Origin of the sequence: Nocardiopsis valliformis DSM 45023, assembly GCF_000340985.1 — a bacterium.
Taxonomy (GTDB): Bacteria; Actinomycetota; Actinomycetes; order Streptosporangiales; family Streptosporangiaceae; genus Nocardiopsis; species Nocardiopsis exhalans.
On sequence record NZ_ANAZ01000016.1, the window covers coordinates 189,773 to 216,550 of the forward strand.

Consider the following 26,778-nt stretch of genomic DNA (forward strand, 5'->3'; position numbering starts at 1 on the left):
CCGCCCGCACCCCTTGCGGGCGCGGGCGGCGGGCACAGCTGTCACAGCCAGCGGGTGATTTTCTCCCGTGGGGTGTCCGGGCGGACCCACCACAGGCGTGCCTGCTTGTCCCAGCGGGCCCTGACCTCGCGTTTGGCCCTGTCCTTCTCCCCGAAGGGGACCTGGAGGTACAGGCGGCCGTCCACTACCTCGCCGATAGTGGGGGCGTCCGTTGGCGGCGTCTGTTCGTTACGGGCCTGGTGGGTGTGCCGCAGGGGCTGGTCGCGGCGGGCCTGATCCACGATGCGGCGGACTCGTTCGCAGGCATCCGGGTCGGTCAGGCGCATCATGAGGTCGGTCGGTCCGTTGCTGGAGAGCAGGTTCAGGGAACCGTGCCAGAGCACTGTGCCGTCCAGGACCACGACCTTCTCGTGCATGCGCTCGCGGGGCCGCACCTCGCAGCCCTCTTCCTGGAGGCGCTGGATCTGGGCCCGGTGCCGTTCGGCCTGTTGGTCCTGGTAGTCGCTGACCGGGCGGGTGAACACGGTGACCCGCACACCCTGGGCGATACGGGGGGTCAGGTGCTTGAGCCAGCGTTCGACCGGCCTCTTGTTGAGGAAGGCGCAGTAGATCTCGATGCTCTCGGTGGTCCGGGCCAGGTCCCATTCCAGTGCCTTGGTCACCTCGTCGGCGGGGAAGAAGGCGGGGCGGCGCAGTTCCTCCTCGCTGAGGCCGACGAGGTCGCCCGCAGTGCGGACGGGGACCAGTTCCTCGGCCGGGATCCGCTGGGCGATCTCCTCCAGGGTGTCGAGCATGATTACGGTCTCGCTACCCGGCTTGAGGTGTTCGCGCAGGTGATCGACGTCGGCGACCACCACGAGGTGGTCCTGGGCGCGGCTCAGCGCCACGTTGAGCAGTCGGGCGGTGGAGGAGGACATCCCCGTACCGCTGTAGAAGAAGCCCGGCTTGTCCCCGGCCCCGGCGACGGTGTCCATGATGACCAGGGGGCGCTGACTGCCCTGGAAGCGGTGCACGGTGTCGGCCAGGCCCTCGTAGTCCTCGCCGAAGCGGTACTTCAAACTGCTGCGCAGATGCTTGACCTGGTCGCGGTAAGGGGCGATGACCGCCATGCGCTCGGCGGGCGGGACCGGCGCGTCGTGTTTGCGCCCGGGCAGGACTCCGTCGTACTGCAGACCGCGGACCAGCTCGTGAATGACGGCCTCGTGCACCTGGTTCGACTTGTGGCGGCCCGTACCGTCGACTCGGACACGGCTGCCCGAGGTGTCCACGAGGACCACCGGCAGCTCCATCAGCGGCGAGTGCGGGAGCCGGGAACGGTCCTTGCGTCCGGTGACCAGCGGAGCGTCGCGGTAGGCGACCCGGTTGACCACGGCACAGATGTCGGGGCGCATCCGGTACTGCGTGTCCAGAGCGACCAGGCGGGGATCGTCGTTGACCCGCCCGGAGGGGGAGACCAGCCCCGCGGCGTGGAAGACGTCCCGGTCCATCCACTGCCGGGCATGCTCCCGCTCCTCGGGTTGGAGCTTCCTGGAGCCCGAAGCCTGGGTGATGGCGGGCAGCTGCCGGAAGTCCCCGGCGACGACGACGCGCTTGCCGGCCAGCCCGGCCGCGCACCAGGCGGAGGGGAGGTCGACCATCCCGGCCTCGTCGATGACCACGGTGTCCACCTCGTCCATGAGGCGGCGGCTCTGCAGCGCCTTGGACAGAGTCGTACCCATGATCCGGCACCGGGAGCGGACCGCTTCCATCAGCCCGTCGAGCTCATCGCGGACCTCGGTGAGCTCGGGCTCGGCCCAGCCGATCAGCTCCTCCACCTCCTCAACGGAGGGCAGGCCGACAGTGGCTTCGAACGCGGAGTCCCGTTCCCGCACGCGTTCGGTGATCGCCGTGTTGATGTCCTCCAGGCGATCGGTGGCGGCGTCGATCCGCTGCTCTACGTTGGTCAGCGTGGTGCGCAGGCGACTGCGCTCGTCGACGAGCCGGGCCAGCCGCTCGGCCTTGCGCTTGGCGAACATCCCGGAGGGGGCGCCGATCGCCTCGACGCTCGCGGCCACCTGGTCGAGTTCCCGCTGGAAGTGGGCGGCCTGGGTTCGGTGGCGGGAGACCTCGCGGGTGATCTCCTCGGCGAGGTCCTCCCCGCTCCCCAGCTCCTCCTCGGCCCGGGCGAGGCGTTCGTGAGCGTCGCGCTGGGCGGCGGCGACTTCGAGGATCTCCTCCAGCTCCTCGGCCCGGGCGGACAGGTCAGCGCCCAACCGTTCGGCGATCATCTCCGGATCGATCACCGAACCGAACCGCTCCCGGAGCGAGGCCACCTCGATCTCCCCGGCCCGCTGCACCAGGCCGCTGTCGAAGCCGTCCTCGCCCTCAAACCGTTCACAGACCCGCTCCAGTGCCTGGTCGACGGCAACGCGGGTGGGGGCCAGGAACAGGATGCGTTCACCGAGCCGGTGGGCGCCCTCGACGATGAGGGAGACCACCTCGGTCTTGCCGGTGCCGGGTGGGCCCCAGATGAAGGTGACGCCGCTGCCCAGGGCCTGCTCCACGGCGCGGCGCTGGCCTTCGTTGAGCATCATGTCCCGGTACCCGCTGATGTACCGGTCCGGGGCGGCCAGAGTCCCGACCGCCGGGTCTCCTTCGCCGATGACCCAGGCGGCTGTGGTCACGTTCACGGGTCCGGGGTTGCGGCCGCAGTCGCGGATCCGGTCGGCGAGGGCGGTCAGCGATCGGGTCTCGTCCTCACGGAGCTGAACGTTCTTCGGACGGTGACCGAGATCGGCCTCCGTCGTGACGAGGATCTTCCCGTCGGGGTGGGCCGTGGCCGCGGCGTACTGCCAGGGACCGCCGGAACGGGAGAAGCGCACCAGGAGTTGCTCGGAGTCGAAGGACTCCTTCCAACGGTTGCAGGAGAACAGGTACTCGTGGGGGTGCTCAGCATCGCCGACCCGGACGCGTTCGCCTTCCTTGAGGGAGACCTTCTCCTTGGTCCTGGCATCGTCGGCCAGCTGGGCCGTGATCTCGTGGGAGAGGGCGGTGAGGAAGTGGTCAGCGGGTTCGGGGAGTGTGCTCGGGGAAGTCACTGGACCCTTTCGGCATCGTCAGCACAGGAGGAACCACGGGGGAACCGACGTTCAGGAGTATGCCTCACGGTGATGACGTTCCGCAGGGAGCCGTGTTCGGGGAGTTGACGGAGCGCTGAGCAGGTGTGGGGAGGGACGCCTGATCGTCGCTCCTCTGGTTCGTCCGCCGGGCTGCACCACCGGGTCGGGTGTTCGGCCGATCGATTCGGTTCTCCCGGGGAAGCTGGGGAGGCAGAATGGCCGCATGTTCCACGTCCTGATCCTGCGCTACACCGCCGACGCGGAAGCGGTGGCCTCCCACCTGCCCGATCACATCGACTACCTGGAAAAGCACCATTCCCGCGGCTTGTTTCTGTTGTCCGGCCGGATCCTCCCCGCCGAGTCCGGAGAAGTCATCCTGGCACGCGGAGAGCGAGACGAGATCGAAGCCGTGGCGGGGCAAGACCCCCTCTTCCGCCACGGGCTCTGCGCCTATGAGATCCTCTCCGCTGATCCGGGTCTGGCCCACCCCGACCTGAGCACGCTGCTGGGCTCGCCAACCGCTTCCAGCAACACGGTGTCCGCCCCGCCCTTCCCATGGGCGGTCCAGGAGTACCGAGGACTCCGTCCGGGCGCCGCCGGGCTTGACATGGTGCTCTCCGGGAGGCCCGTCGGGGCGGTCGCGCACCGGGCCGGTACCGCCGTGCTCGCGGCGTTGCGGGCGGGGCAGCCGGAGGCAGCCGACACGGCCCGAAGGTGCGTCCGGGAACTGCGCGAGAGGGATTGGCCGGGGGACGGCCTGCTCGCCGACGCGTTGGACCGGGCCCTGGAGGACGAGGCCGCCGACGCGGAGCTCGCGCCCGTCCCTGTCGACCTGGAGGACTTGGCCGATGCCGCGGGCTCCGACCCGGCCGAGGGGGAGGGTGCCTTCGACCCCGTGACGGGTGAGGTCCTGCCCGCAGCCGTCCTGGAATTCGATGCCCTCCCGGACGGTGACGAACTCGACTGGGACCGCCTGATCACGGTCGAGTCCGACAGCACGGACGCCTACCAGGACATGGCGGACTTCACCGAGACGGTCGCCGACGTCGACCTGCGCGGGCGCCTGCGGCAGCAGCTGGACGGGCGCGGGGCGTTCAGACGGTTCAAGAACACGGTCCACGGAGAGGGCGGGGACACCCTGTCCTCGTGGACGATCTTCAGCGAGGAACGCGGCCTGGGACGTGCCCGCCAGTGGCTCGCCGACCACGGCTACCGACCGGACGAAAGGACCGCCCTGCGGTGAGCGCCTACCAGCACTACGACTTCCTCGCCCTGGACCGGCCATTGGACGCGGACCAGCGCGCCGAACTGCGGGCCCTGTCCAGCCGGGCGAGTATCACCGCGACCTCGTTCACCAACGAGTACCACTGGGGAGACTTCCGCGGTGACCCGGCTCGGCTGATGCGCACCCACTTCGACGTGTTCGCCTACTTCGCCGAGTGGGGTACGCGGTGGATCATGATCTCCGCCCCGAGCACGATCCTGAGGCCATCCGACATCGAGCCCTACCTGTTGACCGAGGACGCCCGCTTCACCACGGGCGGCGGCCGGACCGTCGTGTCCTTGACCGCCCAGGACGAGGAAACCGATTTCGTCGAGTTTCCGGCGGGCCTGGCGGGGATCGCTCCGGTCCGTGCCGAGTTGCTGGGCGGTGATCGGCGTCTGTTGTATCTCGCGTGGCTGTTGTCGGTACAGGCCGACGACGAACTCGACGACGAAGAGGTGGAACCCCCGGTCCCCGCGGGGTTGGGTGACCTGAGCGCATCCCTGCGCGCGGTCGCGGAGTTCCTGCGCATCGACCCGGACCTGATCGCGGTGGCCGCGCGTGCCTCCTCCCCTCTGCCGACCGCAGGCGACAGGGGAGAGGCGATGTCGAGGTGGATTGAGGACCTGCCAGCCCAGGAGAAGAACCGCCTCCTGGGACTGGTGGTCGAGGGAAAGGCCGCCCGGGCTCGGGCCCGGATGCTCCAGGCCTTCCAGGGGAACGGGCGCGAGGACCCGGCGGCGGAGGGCGCCCGGACCGTGCGGGAGCTGTGGACTGCCGCGGGGGAACTCCGGGCCCGCAGGGCTCGGGAGGAGGCCGATCGGGAGGCTCAACGGAAACGGTTGCGCAGGGAGGAGGAGGCTGCTGCAAGGGAAGCACGCCTCGACGGCCTGGTCGAACGGCGCGATTCCGCGTGGCAGGAGGTCGAGGACCGTATCGCCACCAAACTCCCCGGAGAGTACGACCGGGCCGTCTCACTCCTGGCGGATCTGCACGCCCTCGCCGATCGTGAAGGGGAACGGGCAGCCTTCACACGACCGCTGCGGGAACTACGTGAACGGCACCGCCGCAAGAGCGGGCTCCAACGGCGCATGGACGAGGCCGGGCTGGAACGGTGAACCGGTCCGTCCCGGGCCCGTTCCGTTCCCGGACCACCGCCTGTGGGTAGCGGTGGTCCGCTTCCATGAGCGATCACGGTGACGTCACCGTGCCCGTGCACCCGCTGGTGCGCCCCCGGCAACGCAAAAGCCCCTGACCGTTGCGCTTTCGCGCTGGTCAGGGGCTTGAGCCTCTGGGGTGAGTGACGGGACTTGAATGCTGGTGGGGGAGTGAGTTGACCTGCGGTGATGTGAGAAGTTGCAGGTAGTGGGGGAGGTGGGTGCTTGGTTGTGCCGGGTTTCCCCGCGTTCCGCAGGGGATTGTGCACCCTCCGGGTGCACGTCCACGGCGCCTGTGGTGCACCCTCCGGGTGCACCACAGGCGCCGGATTTCAGCTGGCTCGACCCTTCCAGGGAAGGCGCGAAGGAAGCAGTGTTCGCATGGTCCATGCCCTGGTCTAGCGCAAGATCGCCCCCGAGGTCGAGGTCACGCCCCACATCCCCGATCACACCGGCTACTTGGAGAAGCACTACGTCCGCACGGCGTTCCTTTCCTCCGTGTCCGTGCCCGCCGGTCTCGTTCGCTCGCGCGGCCCTGGTAACACGAGGGTTGGTCGGGGACCGTCGATCGAGGTACCGACTTGCTCTCCGCTGGCCTCATCCGGCCACGTAGCGAGAAGGCATGGCGCCTTCAACCGGTCAGAGCCCGGCGTCGGCCCTGTAGATGACTCCGGAACTCGGTCCGGAGCCGGGGCAGCGGTGCAGGTGCTCCGAGCCTGCGAAGAAACTCGTCGGCATCCCAGATGATCAGTCCTCCCTGGCGCGACAGGTACAGTCCCACTTGGTCGATGCGGTACGCGTTGTCGTAGTCGAGCAGCAGGTAACCGGCGAGTTGGTAAACCTCTTCGCGGCCCAGATGCCGGGGCCGGGTGGTGGCTTTGCAGTCCAGGAGAAGGCCATCCAGGATGAAGTCGGCATCGGCCCCACCGATGTCGGAACTGCCTGCGAAAACCGGTCCGCAGACGTTGGAGTAGCCAAGCCCTTGAAAAGGGGCCAGGGGCTCATGTGCGAGCCGTAGCTGGTCGTCGATGTCGTTGATGGCGTAGGAGGGCACCGAGTCGACGAGGTCGGCGAGAACCGTACCCGGAGAGGCCGAAGTGAACATACTCTGGCGCCCGACTACTCCGCTGCGCATGATGTCCTCGAAGAAGCCCGCGACGTAACAGAGCCGGGTGAGTTCGGCGTCGCTGAGCAGGGCCCAGCCAGCCAGGTAGTCTCCAATGATCTCCAGCAGCCGCAGACCGGCCGTGTACAGGGCTTTTCGGCCTTCCGCTCCGGGCGCGCCGGGCAGGTGCATCTGGCTCCCCAAGGCATCGATGCCTAGGGCGACCGCACTGCCCAGGTCGCGGCCGAACGAGAGCCGGAGACGGTAGTCGATGGTGCGTCCGAGGTTCGCCCAGTTGGGGCGCCGTGCGTTCATCGGCTGCACAGGATAAGGCAGCGTGTCGACGTACTTCTGGTACTCGCGGACGATGTTGCTGTGGTAGGGCAGGTGCTGATCGAGGAATTCCGACACCGGTGAGGCACTGAACCTCAACTGTGTGGTAAGCGGTAGGTCGACCATCGGTCGTCCATTGAGGTGCCCGCTTTGATCGGGGCCCGCGATGGCTGCCTCATAATCGTCAAGCCAGTCGAGCGCACTGATATCGAGGCCGTGGCGGGCACGGGTCACCGCGACGTAGATCAAGCGGGCCTCAGCCGGGAGCATCGGCAACTGGACTCCGTCCTCATCCTTGGGAGGACGGGCGAAGCCTTCCCCGATGCGGACAGAGTCCCATTGACGGCCTTTGGCTTTATGGGCGGTCGACACCGTGACCTGGGCCTGCTCCTCATCGGACAGCTGCTTGACCGCACTGTGGATCACCTCTGTGCCGAAGGTGTCGACGGCTTTCACCAACGGCCTCAACTGTTGACCATCGGGGTCGGATTCGACGAAGTCCTGGACCTCTTGCCAGGTGTGGAAGAGGAACAGGTCGGGATGGTACGTTCGCTGCCCGGCTCGGAGCTGATCGGCGGCCTCGGCGATGGACTCCAAAGCGTGACCGCCGCCCGCCAGTGCCACTGGGATCCCCCGCCCGAGGTAGTCCACGACCTCCTTGAGTGCGTCTGCGTTGCCTCGACACAGCACCGCGTCGGGCTCGGCGAAAGTAGAGATCCGGGTGGGAGCGGGGCCGTGTCCGGTCAGCCGCATAGGGGATTCAGCGTATTCCAGCCAACGGTTGGCGATGTCGGCGATGGGCTGGCCGAAGCGGAAGGAACGGGTGAGGTGAAGGTGCTCGGCCTGGAAACCGGACATGATGTCGCGGGCCCCACGCCAGGCGTAGATCTGTTGGGCGGGATCACCGACACACACCCGTTGGGAGTCCTGGTCCAGGAAAACCTTCTCGAACACGGAGTTGGTGTCCTGTGCCTCGTCGAGCAGGACGAAGTCCGCTTTCAGGTCGGGTTCGGTCAGTGCCCACATCTTGAGGTAGTGGTCATGTTCGAACCTGAGCCGCCCCTCGGGGAGCTGGAGGTCCTCCCACACACGCTGAGCGAAGGGGAGTAGCGCCACGGCGACGTCGTCATTCGATGGATTGTCCAGGCCGTTGATGTGCTCCATATGGTGGGCCATGAGGAGCGGGTCCGCGGAATAGCAGAAGCGTCGCACCATGCCTCGGACCAAACGGACCTGGTGGAAGAGGTCGATGTTTTTTCCGGCGACGTCGAGGTCGCGATCGATGCCGAGAATCCTGGCGGTCTCCCGGGCGGGAATACGGGAAGCGTTGAGGCGTTGGACGTACTTCTTGCCGACCGCATGGAAGGCGAGCTGGTGAACGGTCCTGCACTGAACCCTCCCGCCGAAGAGCTTTGCGGCCGAGTCAGCGATCCCCCGGTTGAAGGCGATGTACAGGCCGCGCCGGCGTGGGGCGGCCTCGGCCATCAGAGCCAGGGTGGAGGTCTTACCGGTGCCTGCTCCGGCAATGAGCGCCAGTTCTCGGCCTTCGGCAAAGGTATCCCGAGCGGCCTGCTGTTCTTCGGTGGCTTCGATGGTCAAGAGGGTCCTCTCCGTAAAATCCGATGACTTTCTATCACCTACCGCAGTCAACCGGGTGAGGCCACGGACCGGAGGGCCCGGACAGGTATGGGTATCGTTGCTTTATCTCAATTATTTAGGGAAAACAAGAGGCTTTGTGCTTGGATCTGGAGTGTGTAGGCGGGTTCACGGGTTTTCCAGGAGGTCGCTCGTCGAGGATTGGATCTCGGCAACAGGCCAACCTTTCATCCCTCAACAGGCATGGGTGCGCATGACGAGGTGATGCACGTGGGATTCCGGGAGGCTCGTGGACAAGGCGCGAGATGCGGATGCCGTCTTCCGCTCTTACAACCCTGAGCGTTGAGAGGAGAGACTCTTGTAGCTCTCCTCAAACCCTTAGGGCAGACCAGCCGATGGTTCACATCACGGATGCCGAGCTGGCGAAGCGGACTGCTCCTTGCCGCCTTTGTCGATGGAGACGACCTCCAGTCCAGCACCCATGCCACGAAGGGCTGTCTCGGTGTGGAGGAGGGAGACCTGCGCGAAAGCGAACAGCGAGTCCACGGTCATCGGCACTCCGCCCTTGAGGAAGATACCGAAGACGACGGTGGGGTTGGTGAACGAACGGTCAGCAGGATGCTCGGGAGCGGTGCGTTCGATCTTCTGGACGAATCTGCTCTTGGCCGTAGCGTCGTAGCGCAGGGTCTCCAGGGACATCCGTCCTTGGGCGAACAGGTGGTTGAGGGGTGCGGTCCCTTTCCGTCCATCGGCCCGCTTGATGTGGATGAGTTGTCCTCCAGGACCGAGTAGGTCACAGATTTCCAGCCCGCCTCCACGAAGGCGTTTCGTGCGGACAGTGTCCTTGTCGAACAGCAGGTATCCCTCTTGTTCGGCAGCGAGCTTGTTGTACTTGTCCTCGCTTGTGCGGGCTGGCCACGGCGGCAAGGTGATACTCGTGGGGCGGCTGAGCAGTTCAGTCACGCGCCGCCGGATCATCGTGAGGTACTCCGCTCCGACCTCGTACCACCGCCCCTGCCAGTAGAAGTAGTGCACGTTCGCGTCCGGGATCTGGACGGTCAGCCACTGGTCGGCGGGGAGTGCCCTGCTGATCGGGTCACTGGCGTCGGTATCGGCGAACATGGTCACGCGCCCCTTACGCAAGGCTTCCAGTCGCCGTCCCGGGGCCTGGGACTTCGCGGTCCGGACAAGGAACTCCGCGTCGAGGTCGGTCACGGTTTCACGGTGCCCCGCCACGGACACACGGAAGGTCTCGGCGAGGTCGAACCTCTCCCGGGCCTCGGAGGGTACGGTCAGCGCCATCTGCCGCACGTCCTCCGATCCGAGAAGAGAATCCAAGCGCTCATCGAGGCGGCGGGCGAGGTCTGACTTGCCCTGCAACGGACGCACCTGGGTGATGAACTCGAACTCCGGAAGGGGGTCGGGGCGGTCGCACACCCTTTCAACGGCCTGAAGATCGGAGAACAGAGCCTCCGGGTTCCGGCCGAGGTGGAGCTTGATCGAACGGTCGTTGCCGGTGATGTGCGCGGGACGTGATCCATCCCGGGTGAAGGTCAGTGGCACACCGCTGACCTGTCCCGAGATCTGGCTGACGATCTCACCGAACTCCTCGATTCCGAAGCCCCGGATGTGCTCGCCCGACGTTGCGGCGTTCTCATCGGTCCGTCCCCGGGCATCCATGACCTGCCGACGGACCCTGGTGATGCGGTCCTTCTCCAAACACCGGACGGCGAACTCGATCCCGAAGCCCGGGTCGATCCTGGTCGGGTCGAGCATCAGGTGCCCCATGCCGTAGCTGAGGGCGTAGACGTGACGGTCTGTCCGGACCATCAGGAGGCCGAAGGACGTGCGGTTCTCCTCCTCCACGGGAAGCTCGGTCAGCCCGCTCAGCATCGAGCACCAGCCTGCCGTACCCGGTGCGACGGTGCCGGTGACGAGAAGGCCGTTGAGCGGGCCGTTGGTGAACTGGCGGGCAAGGAACCCTTCACGTTCGAGGTAGCGGCGCAGTACCAGAGAGCGCAGGTTCTCCGATGCCGGATCCGCACTTCTGAGGCGGTAGAGCGAGGTCTTGCCGGTGGTAGGCGGCTGTTTGGCCTTATGGGAGGTCATGGCGGAGGGTGCCCTTTCAAGTGCTGTGTCCGGTTGCCGACGGTTCGAGGGCTGCCCCGCGCGGTGGGCGGGGCGGCCGGGGCGGTTCAGGCGATGTCGCCGACGAAGTAGACGGTCTCGCGCATGTAGTCGTCGAGGTCCTCCCAGTCGCTGAGGGTCAGCTCGACCTGGAGGTAGGACTCGTCCTCGGGGAGTTCGCAGCCGTAGCCCGCAGTGGCGGTGCGGCCGTCCATGACGGTGGAGGTGAAGCCGGAACCGGTGTCGTCGGTCCACACGTCCTCGGCGGTGCGGCCCTCCTCACCGATCTGGCAGTAGACCGACAGGTAGGAGAGGTCGACGGGGCTGCCGGTGCCGTTCTCGAACTGGATGTCGAAGTACACGTACGGGGTGTCCTCCGGCATGTCCCACTCGCCGGAGACCCGGCGCTCCAGGTTGGTCAGACGGACGGTGAGGTCGTCGGTGTAGACGTACTCGGAACCGAACTCCTCCTCGACGCTGGTGGGGGTCTCGTCCTCGGCGGCCTCCTCGACGGTGGCGTCGTCACTCTGGCTGGGCTCCAGGCCCACGATCTGGCTGTCGTCGGGGGTGGTGGAGCAGGCGGAGAGCAGGGCCAGCAGGGCCAGGGACAGGGTGGTGGTGAGGGCGGGCTTGAGAGTGCTCACGGGTCTTCCTCCATGGGGTGGGGCGGCGGCCTGGACGCGGCCGGGGACAGGTGTTCGCCGCGCGGTCTCGGGAGGCGGGCCGTCGTGCGCTGGCAAGAACCAGCATGCTGCCCGGAACAGGGATTTGACGATCTTCTAGCTTGGTAAGGCGGGTTATCAGATAATTAAATAACAGAAACCGTGTACGGGGAATCGGGTCCGTGCGCGCGAAGGGCCGGGGAACCCCATGGTTCCCCGGCCCTTCGGTGTTCGGAGGAGGGTCAGCCTCGTGCGGCGGGCGCCCACTCGTGGGCGAAGGTCTCCATCTGCTTGATGACGGAGTCGATCGCCTTCTGCTCCTGGTCGGGGGGGTAGTTGAACTTGGCCAGCAGTCGACGCACCCGGTTGCGCAGCTTGGCGCGCACCGGCTCGCGCGAGAGCCAGTCGGTGCTCAGGTTCTTGCGGATGTCCCGGACCAGGGAACGGGCGATGTTCGCCAGGACGTCGTCGTCCATCAGTTCCTTGGCCGTGCCGTGCGAGGCCACCGCGTCGTAGAAGGCCAGTTCGGCGTCGTTGAGCGGCGGGTCGAACTTCTCGCCCCGGCGCGCCTCGGCCATCACCTCCTCTGCGAGCGAGAACAGCGCGGCCAACGCCTCGGCGCTGCTGAGCTGTTCCTGCATGTAGCGCAGCATGAGCTTCTCCAGACGTTCGGTGAACAGCTCCCGGCTGATCGCGTTGTGCCGGGTGACCTCGCGCATCTTCTCCTGAACCAGGCGGCGCAGCGCCTCGGCCGCCAGGTGCGGGGTCTTCGACTCCTGAAGGCGCTGCAACTGGGCCTCGTTGAGCCGGGTGATGTCCAACCGGCCCATGCCCGCCTCGGCGTATAGGTCGGTGATCTCCTCGGCGTCCACCGCCGAGGCCGCCAGCTGCGACAGGTACATGCTGATCTCGGCGGGCAGCGTCTCACCGCGGGCCTCGCGGTTGGCGGCCTCGATCTTGACCACCCAGGCGCGCACCTCCACGAAGAAGGCGATGTCACGTCGCCAGTGCTCCAGGTCCTCGAACCGCTCGCTGATCTGGCGGCTCATCGAGCACAGCTGGTAGAAGCGCTCCAAGCGGGTCGCGCTCTCCCGGAAGCGCTGCGACAGCGACTTGGCGTCCTCACCCTCGGGGACGCGCTGGGCCTCCGGGGAGACCAGGTGGTTGGAGACCACGCGCAGGGCGCGCCGACGGGCGTCTTCCTCACCCGTGACCAACAGCCGACGCCAGTCGACCCCCGACAGCAGACCACAGATGGTGTCGTACTCGTTGCGGACCTCGGTGATGGCCCGGTCCACACCCCGGCCGAGGGTCTTGTCCTCCTGGTCGCTGGACGAGTACTCGGCCAGCGCCTTGCGGAGGTTGTCGGTGAGTGGGGCGTAACCCACCAGCAGTCCGTCCTGCTTGTCCCGGAAGCGCCGGTTCACGCGGGCCAGGGCCTGCATCAGGCCCGCGCCGCGCATCGGCCGGTCCATGTACATGGTGTGGATCGGCGGGGCGTCGTACCCGGTCAGCAGCATGGAGTGCACGATGAGCAGCTGCAGCTCGTCGTCCGGGTCCTTGGCGCGTGCCTGGACGACCTTGTGCTCGGAGGGGCGCATCGCATGCGCCTTGAGCTCGGCGTCGTCCGAGGGCTCGCTGTGGAAGACCACCTTCATCACCCCGGTGTCGGGGCCCTCGCCCACCCACTGGGGGCGCAGCTCCGCCAGGGCGTCGAAGACCCGGACACACACCTCACGGGTGGCACACACCAGCATGGCCTTGCCCGGGCCGCCCAGGTAGGGGCGGACCAGCTGCGAACGTTTCTCCCAGTGCTCGACCAGGTCCTTGGCGAGCGTGGCCACCCGCTCGGGGGCACCGTAGATGTTGGTCATCTTCAGGGCGGCCTTGAGCGCCTGGCGGCGTTCGGCGTCGTCCATCGCGGCGGTGAGGGTGTCCGCCTGTTCGTCGATCTCCGAGGGGTCCATCCCCTCGGGCAGGGAGATCTCGATCAGCCGCGGCTCGTGGTAGACGCGCACGGTCGCGCCGTCCTTGACCGCTCGGTGCAGGTCGTAGACGTCGATGTAGTCCTTGCCGCCGCCGAACACCTCGCGGGTGTTGGCTTCCGCATGGGAGATCGGGGTCCCGGTGAAGGCGATCAGGGTGGCGTGCGGGAGCGCGTCGCGCAGGTGCCGCGCGTACCCGTCGAGGCTGTCGTAGTGGCTGCGGTGCGCCTCGTCGACGACCACCAGGATGTTGCGCCGCTCCGACAGCAACGGGTGGTCGGCCCCGGAGTCGCGCTCGGCCTTGGTGCGCCCGAACTTCTGCAGGGTGGTGAAGACGACCCCGCCGGTATTGGTGTTGGTGAGGACGTCCCGCAGCTCCTGCCGGGAGTCGGCCTGGACCGGGTCGGTGCCCAGGAGTTCACGACTGGCCTGGAAGGTACCGAGGAGCTGGTCGTCGAGGTCGGTGCGGTCGGTGACGACCACGACGGTGGGGTTGTTCAGTGCTGGCTCGCGGGCCACCAGCCCGCTCAGGCAGACCATCTCCTCGGACTTGCCCGACCCCTGGGTGTGCCAGACCACACCGGCCTGCCCGTTGGTCTGGGCGGCCCTGACCACGGCCTTGAGTGCCTTGTTCACCGCGAAGTACTGGTGGGCTTTGGCGACGCGCTTGCCGTGCTTGCTGCCGCTGCTGGTGAAGTTGACGAAGTTCCGGGTGAGGTCGAGGAAGCGGTGCTGGTCGAACAGCCCGCGCAGGGCGAGGGCCAGCGCGTCGGGCTTTTCGGTGACGGAGTGTTCGGCGTACTCGGAGTCCGGGCTGTCGAGGGGCTCGCCCTGCCCGTCCACGTTCCACGGGGCGAAGTGCTCGAAGGGCGTGAAGGGGGTGCCGTACTTGGCGGTGACCCCGTCCGAGACCAGGCAGAGCACGTTGTACCGGAAGGCCGCCGGGAACTCCTCCGCGTACGTGCCCAGCTGAGCGTGCGCTCTGGCGAGGGTGGTGGTGCTCGGGTCGGAGGCGTTCTTGAGCTCGACCACGGCCAAGGGGAGACCGTTGACGTAGAGGACGACGTCAAACCGGCGCTCGTGGTCACCGTCGAGCAGCCGTACCTGGTTGACGGCGCGGAAGGTGTTGGCGGTGGGGTTGGCGAAGTCGACGAGCCGGACGGTGGGGGAGTGCTCAGCACCGAACTCGTCGGTGTAGGTGAGCCGAATCCCGGAGGTGAGGTAGCTGTGCGCGAGCCGGTTCTCGGGGAGGGGCTCGCGCGAGGCGGGCGTGGTCGCGATGGTCAGGGCACGCTCTACTGCGGAGGGGGTGAGCCTGGGGTTGAGGCGCTCGACTGCATCGCGCAGGTCGTCCTGGAGGAGAAGGTCATCCCAGACCCGGCGCTGCCCGGAACCGGGGGCGAACTTCTTACCGGGATCGGGTAGCCAGGCGAGCTCCCCGAGCTCTTCGAGGGCGTAGCCCTCCCAATCGGCCTCGGTTACCCGCCCCGAGGCGAGGGAACCGAATCCGGACTCAGCAGGGACCTCGGAGGAAGCGGAATCGCCGGGTCTGGGGGGCGTCATACGTTGTCCTCCACGATTTTCTCAGCGTCCTTGACGCGCAGCTTTCCGGACATCAGTTGAGGAAGGAGGGTGTCCCGCAACTCCGCGAGCGTGCGGGATTCGGCGAGCGTTGAATACAACTTGCGACGCAGCGGTTGGATCTTCTGAATGTAGGAATCCATGGCTTCCTGTGGGGGGATGGGAAGTTCGGCAGCGGTGATCACCTTCGCGTTCATATTAGATTGCACTGAACCGCTCCTCGTTGACTGCGCATACTGCAGATACTCACGCGACTTGAGGAATCCCCAGATGAAATATGAATGCTTCAGCGACTCCGTTTTCAGGCGAACCAGGTAGGATGCAAAAACAGAATTTTCGTAATCCTCGATGATGGCTGACTTCCCCGGGTCTGCCATCCTTGCGACGACAATGTCACCCACGGAGAGCTTGTACTTTTCAATTTTTTCCTGGGGGATTTCACAGTAAGGAACCGAGTCCCACTCGATCCAGTTGTTCTTGTTGATGTCTTTTACTCGCAGGAAGCGAGGGCCCACGTTCTGCGGAGTACTGCTGGCGGTGTATCCGTACTGTGTCGTGCAGAGATCAGACAGGCGCCCCATGTGCCAGCCCCGAGGGAGGGGTGCTCCGGTCGCGAGTTGGAGCGTGCGCGAATGGATGGCATGGGTGAGATCGTCGATGAGTGAAGCTGTGTGGTTGTTGGCTTTGATCTTGTCATCCAGTGCGCCGAGGATGTTCGCTATGGCAGCTTGTGTGGCAATGGGTGGGGCGGTTACGTGGATGCTGGAAATGAAATTTCTATTGAGAGATGGCTGTGCGCTTCCTGAGTTGTGTCCAGAGAAATCAATTGAATCCAGCAGGTGAAATATGTAGCGAGGATTATTTCCGAGGAAATCTTTTGCGAAAAGTGTGGTGTTGAGTGGCCAGTACGGCCCATCATGCCAGGTTGCTTTTCCAATGGATGATCCGCTGCGTCCGATTGTTACGCCTGGACCGGTGATGGGTCCTTCGTTGTGCCAACCGCTGATTCCAGCTGATCCAAGAATGGGATACGGGCCTGGAACGCGTTCTCCGGATGGGAGGTCGAACCCTCGTTGGAGATGGACCATATTGGCGAGTGTTGTCTCCTGCCAGTCGCTCATCCAAGCCTCCCCAGCTGCTCGCGAACTACGCCCTCAAGGCGTTTTGTCTCGTCGAAGTGCTCGAAGAGCTCCTTCGTCAGGCGGGCGATCTTCTCGTCCAGTGGCTCGGCATTCGGGTCCTCTTCAGCCTCGGCCGTTCCCACATATCGTCCAGGCGTGAGCACGTAGTCGTGCTTAGCGATCTCTTGGAGCTTGGCCGAGTAGGCAAACCCCGGCACGTTCTTGTAGGTCAGCCCTTTCCTCCTTGCGGAAGCAGTGCCGCGCCAGGCGTGGAAGGTGTCGGCGACCTTCTCCAGTTCCTGCGGGGAGAACACTCGCTCGGTGCGATTGATCATCTCGCCCATATCGCGGGCGTCGATGAACAAGACCTCCCCGCGCCGGTCGTTGGTCGCCTCGGCTCCCTGGGCGCCCTTGTCCCGGACCAGGAACCACAGGCAGGCCGGGATCGCGGTGGTGCGGAAAAGGTTTCCGGGAAGTGCCACCATGCACGCGACCAGGTCGGCGTCCACCATCGCCTTGCGGATCTCACCTTCACCGGAGGTTTGAGTGGACATCGACCCGTTGGCGAGGACTACACCGGCCTTACCCCGGTCACCCAGCTTGGAAGCGATGTGCTGTAGCCAGGCGTAGTTGGCATTGTTCGCGGGCGGGACACCGAAACGCCAGCGGTTGTCGTCGGTACGCCGCTCCCAGGGGTGGAGGTTGAAGGGCGGGTTGGCCAGGACGAAGTCGGCCTTCAGGTCGGGCAGCTTGTCGTCGCCGAAGGTGTCTGCCCAGCGCTTGCCCACACCTTCGGGGTCCATGCCGTGGATGGCCAGGTTCATCTTGGCCAGTCGCCAGGTGCGCTCGTTGGCCTCCTGGCCGTAGACCGCGATGTCGTGGGTGTGGTCGCGGCCGCCGTGGTGCGCGACGAACTTCTGCGCCTGGACGAACATGCCGCCGGAACCACAGCAGGGGTCGTAGACCCGGCCCTCGTACGGCTCCAGGATCTCCACCAGCAGCTCCACCACGCTCTTGGGCGTGTAGAATTCACCGGCCCGCTTGCCCTCCGCGCGGGCGAACTGCTCCAGGAAGTACTCGTAGGTCTCACCGAGTACGTCCTGCGCGGTCTTCTCGTCATTGCCCGCGAACCGGGCGTCGCTGATGAGGTCGACCAACCCCTTCAGCCGCTTCTGGTCGACGTTGTCGCGGTTGAAGATCTGCGGCAGCACACCGGTCAGTGCCTTGTTGTTCGCCATGATCTCGCCCATCGCGTCGTCGATGAGCTTGCCGACCCCCTCGGGGGTGCTGGCCGCGTTCTCGGCGATGTGCTTCCAGCGCGCCTTCTCCGGCACCCAGAAGACGTTCTCCTCGGTGTAGGAGTCCTGGTCCTCCAGGAAGGCGTCCCAGCGGTGCTCCGGGACGCCGTCCTCCTCCAGCTCGACGACGATCTCGCGGCGGCGTTCGTCGAAGGCGTCGGCCACGTACTTGAGGAAGACCAGCCCGAGCACGAACTCCTTGTACTGGGCGGCGTCCATGGACCCGCGGAGCTGGTCGGCGGCCTTCCAGAGGATCGCCCGGATCTCCTGCGGGGTGGAGGCGTTGAACAGCTCCCCCTGCTGGGTGCTGGCGTGTTTGCGTGGCGGCATGTGCGGTGTGTTCTTTCTGTGTAGATATGACCCGGTGACACCGCTGTCCAGGAACAACGGGACCGGGAAGAGGGGAGTGTCTAGGAGTCTGTCAGTCGGTGGGGACAGCCAGGGTTCCGTCACCGAAACCAGCAGCGCTCAGCCGCCGGATGGTGTCGAGCTCGGTGTACTGGGCGTCCAGGAGAGCGCGTTTGCGGTCCGACTCGGCCAGGAAGGTGTCCAGGCGCTCCACCTCCTTCGGGTTCAGGTCGGGCAGGGAGATCTCCCCGATGCCGCGGGGGGCGCGGACCGACCCCGTCGGTTTGTTGGTGGAGACCGCGCCCTCCAGGAGCAGTGCCAGGACCCGGGGGGTGAGTGCCCGTCTCGCCTTGCGGTTCACCCGCAGGACCCGGGCCGGGTAGCAGACCACCGAGGCCCCCTCGTGGTCGACCATCACCCCGAAGCCGGTGGCGGTCGTGTACACCACGTCGCCGGGTTCGGTCAGGGCCGCGTGCTGGTACTCCGCGGCCAGGACCAGGCGGTCGATACGACGGTCCCCGCGCTGGGACCGTCCCAAGACCTCGTCCGGGCCGATCAGGTCCAGCTGCCCCGCAGGGTCGATGTGTTCGTCCGCGATCCGGTGCCCCTTGACCGGGACGAGCCGGTCCTGGCGGATCAGGGTGTTGACGGTGACCCGCTCCGGTGCGGGTCCCACCCGGCGGAGGAGACCGCCGCGAAGAGGACCTGCGGACTCCGTGTGCGCACGGGCCCGGTTGTCGGCCTCGGCCAGGCGGGTCTCGGCCTCGGCGATCAGGGCCGGCCGGTCGCGGACTGCCTGGGACAGCAGTCGGGACACCGGCGGACCCGGCGGAACGAGCGACTCCCCGAACCGGTCCTCCAGGTCCTTGATGGTCACCGACATCCCGTACCGGGGGTCGTGTCCGCCCAGGTGATGGCCCTCGGCTCGCCAGAGCAGGATGTCCTCGGCCAGGGTTCGCATCACCTGGTCGTCCAGGGGACGCGCGCTGATGTCGTTGACCAGCACCCGGCCCTCGGTGTTGGCGACCTGGCCCCTGCGCAGGGTCCACATGGCGCACTCGTATCCGGGGCGGGAAGGGTCGGCACCGCCGGGCAGGGTGGTGACCGACTCGACCAGTTTGCTGCGGATCAGACGGGAACGGATCTGCGCCTCACGGGTGTCCAGAGCACCGACCAGCGCGTCGGCGGGGCCGATGACCACCGCCGTGCAACCGGGGCCGAGCAGGTCTCCGATGGCCTCGATCTCCTCCAACACCCGGGCCTGGGAACGGCTTTCGCCCGCCTGGTAAGGCAGCAGGGTGACCACCAGGTCGGGGTCGGCGATGCCCTCCTCCAGTTCGGTGCCCTCCTGCACGTCCAGATCGAGTTCGGGCACTCCGGCCAGCAGCAGTCGGCGCCGGGTGAGCCGGGCCAGGTCGGGGCGCCGCTCGGCGGCCAGGGTCCGGCTGTCCGCGGGGTCGTCGAGGGCGCACACCATGTCGTGCAGCAGGTCCCCGTACAGGGCGTGCGGGTCGGCGACGGTGAGCGTGTCGTTGGCGGAGGCCCGTTCGTGCGGGTCCGCCACCTGCACGATGAGGCGGCGCAGTTCGGGGGCGAGGGATCCGCTCTCGGGGTCGGCGAGTCCGAGGCGGTGCCGCTGCCGCATGAGGTGTTCGTGCGCGCCACCGGGGGTGTAGGCGGCCTCGACCAGGTCCTCGGCCAGGGGTGCGAGGCGGGCGGAGAGCCCGGGGTCGGCGCTCAGCTCGCGCAGGAAGAACTCGTCGTCGGGGTCCATGTGCTCCGCACGGGTGAGCAGAGCGTCCTTCGTGGTGTCGGTGAGGGGCTTCTCGTCCATGTACTGGAGGCACAGCAGGGCTCCGAGCACCGAGACGAGGCGCTGCGCCCCGACCCCCTCCGCCACGCGGACCAGTCCGTGCGCGACCAGCTCCGGGCCGATCTCGTCCGCCGGGGTGTTGCCCAGGCCGGTGCTGGTCAGCCAGTCGGCGACCGCGTGGCCGTCGAACCAGGCCCGGCTGTCGTTTTCCGCCATGGGAGAGGGGAAGTCGTGGTGGCGCCGCCGCCAGGTGGAGACGACCGGGCGCTGGACGCGGGCGAGCCCCGCGATGTCGGACAGGGAGAGCAGCAGGGGTGACGAAGGCATGGGCCGCTTCCTCGCTCTCTGTGTCGGGGGTGGGGAGTGCGGGTGTGAGGCCACTGTAGGGCAGAGCGAGGATTTTTGGTAGTGGAGATCTGATAAGTCCCCTTATCAAGGGTTGTACTTCATCGGGTCGATGTTTCTGGGTAGTGTCCTCGGCATGTTCCAGAGCGGTCAGCCGCTCGCTTCCCGAAGCACGCACCCCGGTATCCCGCCGGTACCGGCCGATCTCGAGGAGCCCCCCATGAGCAGACGACACCTCCACTCCGGTACGAAGCCCGCCCGAGCGCCGCACGCCTCCCGCCCGCGCAGGTGCGGCAAACGCTGGTTCAAGGACAACATCAGCGCTGAACTGGCCCTGGCCGCCATCCGCCACCACGGCTCCGACCGCTCGGACCGGATGCCCCGCCGGGCTTATGAGTGCCCGGCCTGCAAGGGATGGCACCTGACCTCCCAGGAAGGGCGGACCCGTAGCGCGGGTACGACCTCGACCCAGGGGAGGGGGTCCGGGGCTCCCCGGCCTCGAAGCGCCGAGCCCGGGCGGGCGGGAGAGCGGCGGGCGCTGCGGACCGGCCAGACCATGCGTGCCTGGCGGATCGTCCAGGGGCTGGAGCCGTGGGTGGCCGCGCACGTGGAGGAGCACCTCGCCGAGCACGGGCACGGCCCCACCTGGCGTGAGCTGGAGGCGGTGTTCGGCTGGAACCAGTGGGAGGGCGCGCTGGCCATCAGGTACCTGGTGGACCAGGGGTGGCTGCGGGAGGAGCCCGCGAGCCCGCACCTCCTGCCCGCGGCGCCCCGGGCCGGGGAGGAACTTCCTTCGGAGGGCAGTCCCCGGAGCGGGTAGCGCTGAGAGCAGCCGGGGCCGGAGGGGCCTGGTGGTGGGTGCTGAGGGGTAGGTTTCTGCGTCAACCCCTGTGCTCATCCCCGCGTCATGACCACGGACGGGTTTTTCGGTTGGCATGGGCAGTGAGGTCGTGGAATTCGCAGGTTCGTCCCGAACTCCGGTGTGACCACTGGTCAGGTGTGCCCGCGAAGCAGAGGCGGGCCCCACAGGCGGGCCCGCCCCCGACCGCCGTCCCGCCCTCCCCCGAAGGGCGCCCGGCACCGCCGCCCCGTCGGCTCCTCCTCGGCTGTGCCTCTCCCTGATCCGACGAGAGCCGACACCCCCGTCAGGACGCGGCCCCTTCCCGTACCCGGAGACCACCCGCACCACCCGACGGCTCCCGTCCGACGGTGCACACCCCCGCAGTACAGGTGCATACCCCCGCAGCACAACAGCCGGAGTAGACGTGAACCAAGGAGACCGGGACCCGGTCATCGTGCAGGAGCAGGTAGCGGTCGACCGCGCCTACCACCACTTCGAGCGTGCGAAGGACGACCTCCGCAGGCTCGCCCGGCACCCGCTGGGCGCGAGCACGAAGGACAACGCCGCCCAGAAGAGGGAGTTCGAGGCGAGGTTGGAGGACCTCCAACTCGGAGGCACTCCCCTCGTGTTCATGCGCGCCGACGTGGAGGAGGACAGCGAACGCGAAACCTTCTACGTCGGGCGGGCGGGAGTCAAGGACGGGAAGGGCGACCGCCTGGTCATCAAGTGGACCGCGCCGTTGGCCACGAAGTGGCGGCTGGCCAGTCCCAGCTCCCCGGGGACGGTGCGCCTACGCCGCAGGCTCAAGTGCCAGGACAGCAAGGTCCTCTCCTACTTCGACGAGATCAGCGAGCCGGACCAGAGCGCGGCCGTCCCCGCTGACACCTCCGACACCTCAGATCCCACCGCCCCCGCCCGCCCCGCTGTTCCCTCACCCAAGAAGGTCGCGGCCCTGGCCACCCGCCGCAGGGCCCGGGAGCAGGGGGAGACGGTCGACCCCTTCCTCCTGGAGGAGCTCAACCGCGCCCGCAAGGGTCTGATGCGGGACATCGTCGAGACCATCCAGCGCGACCAGCTCGAACTGGTCTCCGACGCCCGCCCCGGCACCCTGGTCGTCCAGGGCGGACCGGGAACCGGCAAGACCGCGGTCGGGCTGCACCGCGTGACCTGGCTGCTGGACAACGACCACTTCAAGGCCGAGCAGATCCTGGTGGTCGGGCCGCACCCGGAGTTCCTGAACTACGTCGGTCAGGTCCTGCCCTCGCTCGGCACCCGCGGGGTGCGGGCCCAGGCCCTGGGCGGACTGTGGGAGGGACAGGTCCGGGCTGAGGACGGTCCTGAGCAGGCCCGGATCAAGTCCGACGCCAGGATGGCGGCGGTGCTGGAGCGGGCGGTGCGCGGTCTGATCCGACCCGAGGGGCTGGCCGGGCTCCTCACGGACGGACGGCTCGTCTTCCAAGACGAGAGCCGCCAACTCGTCGTGGCGGGGGAGGACCTGGAGGGGTTGGTCGAGCAGGCCCGGCAGCGCCCCGGCACCCACGCCGACCGGCGGCAGTACTTCCTGGACTCCCTCCTCGACCACCTGATCGCCGAGCTGGCCGAGCGGAGCGGCCATCTGGGCCGCGACGGGGGAGTCCGTCGCAGGCTGTCGCAGAGCCGTGCCGTGACCCGCCTGCTCACGGCCGTGTGCCCGCAACTGTCCGAGAAGCGGCTGATGCGCAGACTGCTCAATGACCCCGACGCGCTGGCCGCCGCGGCCGAGGGCGTCCTGACCGAGGAGGAGCAGCGGGCCCTGAACCGCGCCAGGTCCCGGACCGAGGCTGACGAACCCTGGACCCGCGCCGACCTGGTCTGCCTGGAGGAACTGCGGGTCCTGCTCACCGGTGAAGGCCCCATGCGGTACCGGCACATCGTGGTGGACGAGGCCCAGAACCTCACCCCGATGCAGGTCCGCGGGCTGGCCCGGCGCTGCCCCAGCGGGTCGCTCACCGTTCTGGGTGACCTGGCCCAGTCCACCGGGGAGCACCGTTACGAACAGTGGTCGGACTTCGTGGAGCTGCTGACGCTGCGGGACGGGTGGCACCTGCACGAGCTCACCGTCGGCTACCGGGTTCCGTACGAGGTCATGCACGTCTCCGTGCCCGCCGCGGTGGCGGTGGCGCCGACCGTGCGCCAGCCGATCCCGGTGCGTCCCCCGGAGGAGGGGGACGTCACGGTGCGCTGGACCGCCCCCGACGACCTCCTGGCCGAGGTGGCGGCACAGGTGGACCGGCTGCGGGAGACGGGCGGACGGAGCCGGTCGATCGCGGTCATCACCGCTGACGACTCGTCCCTGCTGGAGCGGGTGAGGGAACAACGAAAGGAATCGTGGGGTACCGAGGAGGGTCCGGAGGTCCAGGCCCTGCCGGTGTCCCGGGTGAACGGTCTGGAGTTCGACCACGTCGTCCTGGTGGAGCCGGGCGAGATCACCGCGTCGGACGCCAACGGCGTTGGCCAGCTCTATGTCGCCCTGACCAGGTGTACTCAGTCCCTGAGCATCGTGTACGCGCGGCCGCTGCCCGACGTCCTGGTCGACCCCGAGCAGACCCCGGGGGGCGGCGCGGACCACGGGGCACTGGTGCGGTGCACCCGGTTCCGGACCGACGGCCACCGCTGCCGCAACTCCACTACCGCTGCTGACAGGTGGTGCCGTCAGGAGGGGTGCGGGGGTTACCGGACGCGGGTTCCGCTTCCCCGTTCGGAGGCGCCCGGGGTTCTGCCCCGCCCCGCCACCCGCGGGGCAGTCCCGGACCTACCGGAGGAGGGGCCCGAGGCGGTCCGTGTCTCCGCGGCGGCGCGGGCCCGGTTCGCGGCGCGGCACCGGGCCAGTGCGCGGGATGCTCAGGTGGAGCTCCGCGACATGCTGACCCACCTGTGGACCAGCGGTATCTGGTCCCGGAACAGGGACGGTTATTGGCTGCTGGACGATCGGGGGTACCGGCTGGTGCTGAGCGCGGACGTCCGGTCCGTGACGGATTACCAGACCGTCCACCTGGAGCGGAGCTACGCGCAGTTCCTGGCTGGGGTGCCTTCCCGGTACCGGCTGAACCGCCCCGAGGATGCGGGGGAAGGGGCGGAGGCTGACCCGCAGGAGGATCCTTCAGAGCAGGAGCTGGCGGAGGCGCCCGCTGACCCGCTTCCCCAACCACGGAAACCGAACACGATGGAGCAGAGCATGTCCGAGACGAGTGAGTCCGTGGAAGACGGATTCCTGACCGTCATCCGTGCGGCGGTGGAGCGTGAGAGAGAGGACCACGGACACGAGAGCCTGCGGCACCAGCTCATCGCGGACCTGTTCAAACAGCAGCAGAAACCGAGGTGGTCCGAGTTCGTCGACGTGGAGTGCGACGGGACCGAGGGCAGCTACCTGTATGAGGTCCTGGGGGAGGACGGGCACACGTACGCCCGGATGCGCGAGGGAGTTCTGCGGATCATGGAGGTCGAGTACGCGACCGGCACGAAGGCCGATCGGGCCTTCCTGGTGCTCCCGCAGCCGCCGGAGCCTCCCGAAGCGGCCACGATGGTGAGCGAGGTCTTCGGGACCGAGGTGATCTGGAGGTCCGGGGATGCCTGGGAGGGAACCCGGGTGGACCTGGCTCTGGGAACTGAGGCTTAGGGCTTCGGGATCGGCGCGCAACGGAGCCCACAACACACCCGAGATGAAACCTCTGGTGGGAGTTGATGTGCGACGCGGGCCCGGCCACGGTACAAGACTGTGGCCGGGCCCGATGGCGTCTCAGGTCAGTGGTTGAGGGCGCTCTTGAGGAAGCCAGTCCACTCAGAGGAGGGGAAGGGGAGGTGCCCGGCCTCGGGTCGCTTCGAGTCCCGGACGGCCGCACCACAGGGGAGTTCGGCCACCTCGACGCATTCAACCCGATCACTGCTGTAACTGCTCTTGTGGAAGGCAGAGGGGATGTGCGCGACCTCCACGCAGTCCTCGCTTGCACCGCTGTAGCTGCTCTTCTTGAACTCAAGAACGGTCATGTAGTGCCTTTCAATGATGCGCTCAAGTCCTGGATGAAAGTCATGCTCTGAGCTGCGGTGAGGGAGGCATTGTGGGCTTCGCGCCACATGGCCTCGTACCGGCGTATCTCTTCGTCCTCTTCTGAGAAGATTTTACAGGTTGGTGTATCCATGTAACCAATGGTGGGGTCTGTTGGTTCTGGGAATTCCAGGATCTGGAAACTTCCCAGGTGTGCTGCGTGAATCCCAGCCGAGAAGGGCAGGACGTGGATGGAGACCCGTGGGCGTTGGGCAACGTCAGTGAGGTGCTCCAGCTGTTCCCTCATCACCTCTGGTCCTCCCGCGAACCTGCGAAGTGCGGCTTCGTCGACGATCGCGATGTACTCAGGCGGGTAGAGCCGCTCTAGGATCTCTTGGCGCTTCAGCCGTCCGGCGACGTGCCGCTGGACCTGCTCTTCCTGAAACGCGCCAGTCCCGGTGAAGACGGCTCGTGTGTAGTCGGCTGTTTGGAGCAGGCCGGGGAGCACCTGCGCTTGATAGGTCCGGATACATGAGGCTTCGACCTCGAAGGACGGCAGGCCGTTGGTGCTGAAGACGTCCTTGTACTTGGACCACCAGCCCCGCTCACCAGCGTCTTTGGCTAGCTGGTGAAGGCTCCGCCAGGACTCTTCGTCCATGTTGTACAGGCGAGCCAGTGCATCCAAGTGCGCTGTTTGGATGCGTTTTCCCTCTGGGCCTTCGAGTCTGCCAATGGTGCTTCTTGGCACGCCTGACTCTTTTGCGGCTGTATCTAGCGTATGTCCGGACTCTTCGCGGTAGTCACGAAGTATGCGGGCGAGGCGACGTCGGCGAATTGTGGGGCTGAAGCCGTGGTTCATGGGGGGAGCCTAGCAAAATAAGAGGGAATCTAAAGATCGGCTTGACTTTTGGGATTCTAAGATCTCATCATTGAGTGTGGCTGGTGAACGACTCATCACTGAGGGTTCATCTGGCCAGGCTATGCCTTGCCCGTTCCGCGCATCACGGCAACCGTGAGACTTCTTCAACGGGCAGCACGCACGACCCCCGACTCAGGTACCGCCATGCCTAGGAGTGTGTTCGTCATGCCTTTCAACGCCCCCAACGACCCTCCCGCCTTGGGCGAGGTCACGGTGCCGCTGGCCAGCTTCATCCGGCCGCACTACCGGCACTATTTCTCCGGGCGGCCCGAGCGGCCCAACTACCGGGCCCGCCGCTACGACTTCGCGGGAACCCCCACCGTGATGCCGCTGGTCCGGGCCTTCCTGGATACCTGCGCGGCCGAGCACGAACCCGACTACCGCTACCTGTTCACCCTGCTCGGGTCGGAGCTGTGCAACAACGCGATTCGGCACAGCCGCTCCGGACAGCCCGGGGGCAGCTACATCCTCAACATCCAGCGCGACCGCCACGGGCTCCGCCTGACCTGCCGCGACCGAGGCCAGCCCTCCGGACCCGACCAGCACCTCACGCCCGACCCGGACGGGTTGGACCTGAACGCGAAGTCCGGGCGCGGGCTGGCCATGGTCGACGCCTTCGCCAGCGACTGGGGCGACAACGGCCGCGCCAGCTTCCGCAACGTCTGGTTCTACCTCGCCTACGACCTGGCCGGAAGCCGCTGGAACAGCAGCAACTAACACCGGCGACCAACACCACCGGTCGCCATGTCACCCAGGACATGAGACGGGCCCAGGAAAGCGCGGCAACGCTTCCCCTGGGCCCTGAACCCCCAAAAACCAAACACACGCATATGCCAGGAACGAGGATCTGATGCAGAACCCTATCCCCTCGCCCCGCCCTTCCAGCGACCCGCTCTACCGCACCCTGCCCCGCCGCCAGCCGCTCATCGGCCCCGCCTGTGCCACCTGTGTCCACCCCTCCTGCCGGGAACGCCGTGCCGAGCGCCTGCCCCGACTGGGTGGGCACCGCTCCGAGTACGCCAGCGAACACGCCCAGGCCTCCCGCATCCAGGCTCGCTACCGCCACCTGGTGATCTGGTGGGGCGAGGCCGTGCGCCACGAGGCGCCACGAGATCGCGTGGAGGTGGAAGACCTGCACCGTTCGGCTGTCGCAGCAGCCGGATG

The 26,778-nt window shown here is 67.1% G+C and carries 16 protein-coding genes; 6 read left to right on the forward strand and 10 right to left on the reverse strand.

Annotated elements, in window-relative coordinates; genetic code table 11:
- Positions 1-41: 41 nt before the first annotated feature.
- Positions 42-3,077, reverse strand: a complete 3,036-nt coding sequence (locus D457_RS34865; protein ID WP_017582068.1) for an AAA domain-containing protein — start codon at positions 3,075-3,077, stop codon at positions 42-44.
- 244 nt (positions 3,078-3,321) lie between these two features.
- On the opposite strand from D457_RS34865, the gene D457_RS35790 reads away from it, so the two are divergent.
- Both D457_RS35790 and D457_RS0118025 read left to right on the forward strand, forming a co-directional pair.
- Positions 3,322-4,341 carry a UPF0158 family protein gene (locus D457_RS35790; protein ID WP_017582069.1) on the forward strand — a complete coding sequence of 340 codons (1,020 nt, stop codon included), beginning with the start codon at positions 3,322-3,324 and terminating at the stop codon, positions 4,339-4,341.
- Entirely contained in the window at positions 4,338-5,480 is a 1,143-nt protein-coding gene (locus D457_RS0118025; protein ID WP_017582070.1) for a hypothetical protein, read from the forward strand. Before D457_RS35790 ends, D457_RS0118025 begins: the two co-directional genes overlap by 4 nt.
- A gap of 670 nt (positions 5,481-6,150) precedes the next feature.
- On the opposite strand, the gene D457_RS32810 is transcribed toward D457_RS0118025, so the two are convergent.
- From D457_RS32810 to D457_RS0118060, 7 genes are all read right to left on the reverse strand, one after another.
- Complete coding sequence (locus tag D457_RS32810) at positions 6,151-8,556, reverse strand: UvrD-helicase domain-containing protein (protein WP_017582071.1); 2,406 nt, start codon at positions 8,554-8,556, stop codon at positions 6,151-6,153.
- Between the two features lie 402 nt (positions 8,557-8,958).
- Positions 8,959-10,662 (reverse strand): DUF6119 family protein, encoded by a 1,704-nt coding sequence (locus D457_RS0118035; RefSeq protein WP_017582072.1) that lies wholly within the window; start codon positions 10,660-10,662, stop codon positions 8,959-8,961.
- 86 nt (positions 10,663-10,748) lie between these two features.
- On the reverse strand, positions 10,749-11,324 hold the full coding sequence (locus D457_RS0118040; RefSeq protein WP_017582073.1) for a hypothetical protein: 576 nt from the start codon (positions 11,322-11,324) through the stop codon (positions 10,749-10,751).
- A 260-nt stretch (positions 11,325-11,584) separates the two neighbouring features.
- Positions 11,585-14,890, reverse strand: coding sequence for a type I restriction endonuclease subunit R (locus D457_RS0118045; protein WP_017582074.1), 3,306 nt, complete (start codon positions 14,888-14,890; stop codon positions 11,585-11,587).
- Entirely contained in the window at positions 14,887-16,029 is a 1,143-nt protein-coding gene (locus D457_RS34875; protein WP_083926796.1) for a restriction endonuclease subunit S, read from the reverse strand. The genes D457_RS0118045 and D457_RS34875 overlap by 4 nt, the downstream gene beginning before the upstream one ends.
- Positions 16,026-17,657 carry a class I SAM-dependent DNA methyltransferase gene (locus D457_RS0118055; protein WP_017582076.1) on the reverse strand — a complete coding sequence of 544 codons (1,632 nt, stop codon included), beginning with the start codon at positions 17,655-17,657 and terminating at the stop codon, positions 16,026-16,028. The genes D457_RS34875 and D457_RS0118055 overlap by 4 nt, the downstream gene beginning before the upstream one ends.
- Before the next feature lie 91 nt (positions 17,658-17,748).
- Positions 17,749-19,815 carry a hypothetical protein gene (locus D457_RS0118060; RefSeq protein WP_017582077.1) on the reverse strand — a complete coding sequence of 689 codons (2,067 nt, stop codon included), beginning with the start codon at positions 19,813-19,815 and terminating at the stop codon, positions 17,749-17,751.
- A 238-nt stretch (positions 19,816-20,053) separates the two neighbouring features.
- Here D457_RS0118060 and D457_RS0118065 point away from each other — a divergent pair, with 238 nt between their 5' ends.
- A complete protein-coding gene (locus D457_RS0118065) occupies positions 20,054-20,653 on the forward strand; it encodes a hypothetical protein (protein WP_193374512.1) in 600 nt (199 codons plus the stop codon).
- A 445-nt stretch (positions 20,654-21,098) separates the two neighbouring features.
- The gene (locus tag D457_RS32815) at positions 21,099-24,329 is read left to right on the forward strand and encodes a HelD family protein (RefSeq protein ID WP_017582079.1); all 3,231 of its coding nucleotides are present in this window, start codon (positions 21,099-21,101) and stop codon (positions 24,327-24,329) included.
- A 125-nt stretch (positions 24,330-24,454) separates the two neighbouring features.
- Here the strand turns inward: D457_RS32815 and D457_RS0118075 are convergent, their stop codons facing one another.
- Both D457_RS0118075 and D457_RS32820 read right to left on the reverse strand, forming a co-directional pair.
- Complete coding sequence (locus tag D457_RS0118075; protein ID WP_017582080.1) at positions 24,455-24,697, reverse strand: DUF397 domain-containing protein; 243 nt, start codon at positions 24,695-24,697, stop codon at positions 24,455-24,457.
- Positions 24,694-25,554 carry a helix-turn-helix domain-containing protein gene (locus tag D457_RS32820; protein WP_039831405.1) on the reverse strand — a complete coding sequence of 287 codons (861 nt, stop codon included), beginning with the start codon at positions 25,552-25,554 and terminating at the stop codon, positions 24,694-24,696. Before D457_RS32820 ends, D457_RS0118075 begins: the two co-directional genes overlap by 4 nt.
- A gap of 225 nt (positions 25,555-25,779) precedes the next feature.
- On the opposite strand from D457_RS32820, the gene D457_RS0118090 reads away from it, so the two are divergent.
- Together D457_RS0118090 and D457_RS32825 are read left to right on the forward strand one after the other, a co-directional pair.
- Entirely contained in the window at positions 25,780-26,331 is a 552-nt protein-coding gene (locus D457_RS0118090) for an ATP-binding protein (RefSeq protein ID WP_017582082.1), read from the forward strand.
- 133 nt (positions 26,332-26,464) lie between these two features.
- Positions 26,465-26,778: hypothetical protein (locus D457_RS32825; protein ID WP_239646142.1), on the forward strand; the 314-nt coding region annotated here is incomplete at its 3' end.

What these genes read in the sequence shown, in the direction of transcription:
- D457_RS32820 (WP_039831405.1), bottom strand. Translation starts at nt 25,554, where the DNA reads ATGAACCACGGCTTCAGCCCCACAATTCGCCGACGTCGCCTCGCCCGC.
- D457_RS0118045 (WP_017582074.1), bottom strand. Translation starts at nt 14,890, where the DNA reads ATGACGCCCCCCAGACCCGGCGATTCCGCTTCCTCCGAGGTCCCTGCT.
- D457_RS35790 (WP_017582069.1), top strand. Translation starts at nt 3,322, where the DNA reads ATGTTCCACGTCCTGATCCTGCGCTACACCGCCGACGCGGAAGCGGTG.
- D457_RS0118090 (WP_017582082.1), top strand. Translation starts at nt 25,780, where the DNA reads ATGCCTTTCAACGCCCCCAACGACCCTCCCGCCTTGGGCGAGGTCACG.
- D457_RS0118075 (WP_017582080.1), bottom strand. Translation starts at nt 24,697, where the DNA reads ATGACCGTTCTTGAGTTCAAGAAGAGCAGCTACAGCGGTGCAAGCGAG.
- D457_RS34875 (WP_083926796.1), bottom strand. Translation starts at nt 16,029, where the DNA reads ATGAGCGACTGGCAGGAGACAACACTCGCCAATATGGTCCATCTCCAA.
- D457_RS0118065 (WP_193374512.1), top strand. Translation starts at nt 20,054, where the DNA reads ATGAGCAGACGACACCTCCACTCCGGTACGAAGCCCGCCCGAGCGCCG.
- D457_RS0118055 (WP_017582076.1), bottom strand. Translation starts at nt 17,657, where the DNA reads ATGCCGCCACGCAAACACGCCAGCACCCAGCAGGGGGAGCTGTTCAAC.
- D457_RS0118060 (WP_017582077.1), bottom strand. Translation starts at nt 19,815, where the DNA reads ATGCCTTCGTCACCCCTGCTGCTCTCCCTGTCCGACATCGCGGGGCTC.
- D457_RS0118035 (WP_017582072.1), bottom strand. Translation starts at nt 10,662, where the DNA reads ATGACCTCCCATAAGGCCAAACAGCCGCCTACCACCGGCAAGACCTCG.